Genomic DNA, 4,072 nt, shown 5'->3' with positions numbered 1-4,072 from the left:
GTTTACCTATCCTTTATTATCCGGGAATACCGCCCCGCCTCATGCTTGCTACAAAAGCAAACTTCGAGATCAGGACGCATCAACTGCACTTATTTTTAACTGAACAATACATCCACGGATTTGTGGAAAGGTTTAGGCTAATTGCGATTAATTCTCAAAAAAGAAATAAAATTTTTCAATACTCATCAAAATAAAAATAAAAAAAACAAATATCTATAAATCAAGAATGAAATTAGGGTGCATGCAACGAGATTTTGGCAGGCTGTGATCGGTTGGATACAAAAATGAAAATGGCGCAGCCATACACCGTATGGTTGCGCCACTGTCCCAAGCCTGTTTAATACCAAACTGTATGGATTGAAGCTTTAGCTACCGAGTTTCTTAGCTTTTCGTCTCAACGACTCACCCTCGAGTTTTAAAGCATGGCAACTATGAATAAGGCGATCAAAAATAGCGTCTGCAATGTTCTTATTATCCAGGGCATTATGCCAGCGCCCTGGTCCTTTATTTTCCCAATGGTTTTCTCAAATCAATACGGACGGGGATTAGTTTATCCTCTTCGGCTTTCTTTAGAAGCTCCTCAAACGTCACCGCTTTCAAGGATATCCGAAAAAATTGCGTCCTGGTTAATGACCATCAGCCCCAATAAAGTGACACCAGATCTCAAAGACAAAATCATCCTTTATCAAAACGAGTGCGACGACGTGCTGTGGAACCATTGGACTAAAGAGGATAAAAAGGATGGCATTGTGCAAATCCCGATACTCGCCCCGCGTGAACCCATGCCGCAACTTACTGGCAACAGCTCCATACGGCTCAAAATGCGTGACGTACTCACCATGCAGCAGCAATGCCGCGACCGTATGCGCGAAATTGAAAAGACCGAGAGCCCGGCCATACGTGCTGGCCTTTTTGAGCAACTGCGCTTTATTGCTGACCAAATCGGTCACAACGTGCCAGACCTTGACCACTTCGCCTTCCCGCCGTGCCCACCTCCACTCTTGCCTGCTGAACCAGCCAAACTGATCCCACTACCCGGGCACAGGCAGCCCACTAGCGTCAATCAGTTTTGGGATATCGTCAGACAACTGGAAAATTAGGCATCATCCTCGACCACAGCCGCCTTGCCAGCCGCATCGCCATCAACCTGCCCGAAGTCGCAGAACTGGCCGAGCAGCACAAGTTCCGCATGCCTGACCTGGCCGTATTGCGCAAATCCATCAAAGAAAGCAAAGACCCTGTCTTCATCGAAGCAACAGACGTGAGCAGCATCTTGCGCAAAAAACCCGTCAAGTGCCATGTATTCGACGCGCAAGGTTATTCATTGAAAAATTAAGCAGGACACAACCATGCCAACCCCCCCCCTGACCACCAAAGAACGCCAGCGCGTAGAAGCCGCCCACCAGGCCGCCACAGAAAAACTAAAAACCACCACCCACCCCGTCAAACGGCAATGCTTGCTTGAAGAATTGACAGAATGGTGCGTGCTGCTGGGCTCCCCTTTGCCAGGGCAGTTGCTGCATTGAGCGCTTTCAATAGTCGAAAACGGCTGTACGTCGGTGCAATTAAGTTACACTAATCGCATCTACCCGGGCTGTGCATTTGCTGAATGACGAATGCCTCACATGCAACAATCCGTGATTGTAAAATCTAACGCTGTCGTAAATCAAAAATTTGCTCATTAAGGAGTACGTAAAATGTCAGATGTCGCGTTTTCTAGCGATAGTTCGGTGCCATCCCCAAGTGTGGATGAGTCGACTCTTCCAAATCAAGAAAATTTAATGTCGGCAAATAGGCTTGAGACTAACTTATCCTCTCTGGCCTCTGGGATAGAAGGCGGCAACTCTGCAGGAATTTGGATATCTGTCCGAGACTTAGTAAAGTGGTCTGGTTATGTTCGCCGCAGAGGGAATTCCGAACGACTAATTCAGGATGCGTTAGATAAACTTCATTTGCGTACGCTACCCGATTTTCGAGATGCTCACATCAGTGGCACTGTAATGTTGCAAAAAATTGATGAAAATCCAGTATCAGCAAACGTCTCAGAAGCAGTTGCGGATATAGTTGCAATAGATCGTGATGCACATATTCTAAAGGTTGGTCTACTCGAAGCCGCGAACAGATCCCCAATCAGGGTATCGCCTGGTGCGTCAATCTTTGATGCAACCTCGCTGATGATTAAACATAATTTTTCCCAATTACCTATCATGGCAGACGAGCGTCGAGTATTTGGTATGGTTAATTGGCAATCCATTACAAGTTGGGTATTGAAGCATGGAACATTGCCAACAAAGGTTGACGAGTGCATGCTTCCTCATGCAGAGGTGTTGTTTAATGCAACGCTTTTCGACACAATTTCGACAATTATTAATCAAGAGTGTGTTTTGGTACGCAAGCATGACAAGACTGTTAGTGGAATAATTACTGCTGCTGATCTGGGAATACAATTTAGCGAAATGAGTGAAGCATTTTTGAAAATTGGCCAAATTGAAGCGATTCTTCGAATGATTATCGAAAAATATTATCCGATTGAAGAAATTAAAAATGCGAAAGATCCTATTGACACCACACGCGACATTAAGAGTGTTGACCATCTTACTTTTGGTGAATACAAACGTCTGCTCGAAAATACCGAGAAATGGGCTCAATATTTTAAGCAAAATATTAGCAGGAAAATTTTCATTGAAACGCTTGAAGAGGTTCGGCTGATTCGTAATGATGTAATGCATTTTGATCCCACCGGAATTAACGATGAAGATCTATCTACGCTGTCAACTGCTCTAAGATTTTTTAATTCTGTAAAAGAAAATATGTAAAACTTGAATTAACTCTCTGTAAATTGTTAGTCCACGTAGGTGCGAGTCGCTCAGCCTATTCGCACGCATGTTTAATAAAATATCTCACACCCCCTCGCGCACGCGTAAACGCCTCTGAGTTACTAAGCCCTATGCAACCCCTCCCCGCGTGACTGGCTAGCCCGGTCACGTCACCATAGACGGCATGGACTACACCCTTGCCGCCCCCTCCCGCCGCTTAGACAACCTGCTCCGCTTTGGCACCATTGCTTGTTGATTTGCACTGAAAATTGACCCACTTTGCTGGATAAATTACATCTAAAATTGACCCACGTTTAGCACACAATCCTACTTATCTTGATGAGTAGGGAGCAGGAGTGATTGACGTGGCATTACTAGGTATTATTCGACGCTGGCACATTCATGACCAGATTCCATTACGGGAGATCTCCAGACGACTTGGCATCTCTCGCAACACAGTTCGACGCTATCTGCGCTCTTAAGTGACAGAGCCTGCCTATGCTGAGCGACAAACAACCAGTGCGATCGACAAATATGCATTGCAGCTTTCGAGCTGGCTTAAAACCGAAGCAAGTAAAAATCGGAAGCAGCGACGCAGCTTAAAACAGCTTCACTTGGATCTGAAAGATTTGGGATTCGAGGGGTCGTATGACCGAATGGCTGCCTTCGCCAGGAAGTGGAAGGTGGATCAAACTGACCGGGTCAATTCAGCTAGCAAACGAACACCAAATAACCGTAAAGGAAAAAAAGACCAAACTAGCCTCAACCTAACCCTTAAAAGACATTAAAACGAGTGGGTCAGAATTGGATGCAAATGCCGGGTCATAATCCAGCGCAAACTAACAGGTCCGAGGCGTCGTTACATCGCGCTCGACAATTTGGCCTACGCCACCATGAAAAACATTTTTTTGTTTTGGCTCGACTGGAGCCATTCCACCAATCAGTGCAAGAACGCCTGCTTTACCTCTGGTATCAAGAGCACGGTAGCCGTTTACCACTTCCAATTCGTCTTTATCTACAGTGTTTGCTGTTCGCTTGAAGCAGATGGGAATGCAGCTTTATCCACCCGGATATCAAATTTTCAATTCAGGGATATGCGCGCCAAAGCTGCAACGGAAATTGCAGATATTAGTGATGCAAGTAAATTACTTGACCACACTGAGCAGGAAATCACGAAAAAGGTCTATCGCAGGCTGGGTGAAGATGTAAAACCTACTCGTTAAATATGGGGGTTGCGGAAGTAGTTTCCGTAGCTC

8 protein-coding genes are annotated in these 4,072 nt (G+C 45.5%); 7 read left to right on the top strand and 1 reads right to left on the bottom strand.

Going from position 1 to position 4,072, the window contains the following annotated elements; translation table 11 throughout:
* Positions 1 to 365: 365 nt before the first annotated feature.
* The gene (locus LZ463_RS29325) at positions 366 to 452 is read right to left on the bottom strand and encodes a hypothetical protein (protein WP_489686161.1); all 87 of its coding nucleotides are present in this window, start codon (positions 450 to 452) and stop codon (positions 366 to 368) included.
* Between LZ463_RS29325 and LZ463_RS27705 the strand changes: the two genes are divergently transcribed.
* From LZ463_RS27705 to LZ463_RS27680, 7 genes are all read left to right on the top strand, one after another.
* Positions 432 to 1,100: a phage antirepressor N-terminal domain-containing protein gene (locus LZ463_RS27705; protein ID WP_241459563.1), complete on the top strand. Its 669-nt coding sequence runs from the start codon at positions 432 to 434 to the stop codon at positions 1,098 to 1,100. The two genes, LZ463_RS29325 and LZ463_RS27705, sit on opposite strands and share 21 nt — an antisense overlap.
* A complete protein-coding gene (locus LZ463_RS27700) occupies positions 1,070 to 1,336 on the top strand; it encodes a hypothetical protein (protein ID WP_241459562.1) in 267 nt (88 codons plus the stop codon). Before LZ463_RS27705 ends, LZ463_RS27700 begins: the two co-directional genes overlap by 31 nt.
* Before the next feature lie 13 nt (positions 1,337 to 1,349).
* The gene (locus LZ463_RS27695) at positions 1,350 to 1,526 is read left to right on the top strand and encodes a hypothetical protein (RefSeq protein ID WP_241459561.1); all 177 of its coding nucleotides are present in this window, start codon (positions 1,350 to 1,352) and stop codon (positions 1,524 to 1,526) included.
* 171 nt (positions 1,527 to 1,697) lie between these two features.
* Positions 1,698 to 2,816, top strand: a complete 1,119-nt coding sequence (locus LZ463_RS27690; RefSeq protein ID WP_241459560.1) for a CBS domain-containing anti-phage protein — start codon at positions 1,698 to 1,700, stop codon at positions 2,814 to 2,816.
* A 356-nt stretch (positions 2,817 to 3,172) separates the two neighbouring features.
* A complete protein-coding gene (locus LZ463_RS29320; RefSeq protein ID WP_489686160.1) occupies positions 3,173 to 3,298 on the top strand; it encodes a winged helix-turn-helix transcriptional regulator in 126 nt (41 codons plus the stop codon).
* Positions 3,299 to 3,604: a hypothetical protein gene (locus LZ463_RS29315; protein WP_489686159.1), complete on the top strand. Its 306-nt coding sequence runs from the start codon at positions 3,299 to 3,301 to the stop codon at positions 3,602 to 3,604.
* 105 nt (positions 3,605 to 3,709) lie between these two features.
* Positions 3,710 to 4,039, top strand: a complete 330-nt coding sequence (locus tag LZ463_RS27680) for a site-specific integrase (protein WP_241459559.1) — start codon at positions 3,710 to 3,712, stop codon at positions 4,037 to 4,039.
* The last annotated feature ends 33 nt before the right edge of the window (positions 4,040 to 4,072 follow it).

The organism is Undibacterium paludis (assembly GCF_022568815.1).
In the GTDB taxonomy this organism is placed as follows: Bacteria; Pseudomonadota; Gammaproteobacteria; order Burkholderiales; family Burkholderiaceae_D; genus Undibacterium.
This window is presented reverse-complemented; position numbering and strand designations above follow the sequence as displayed.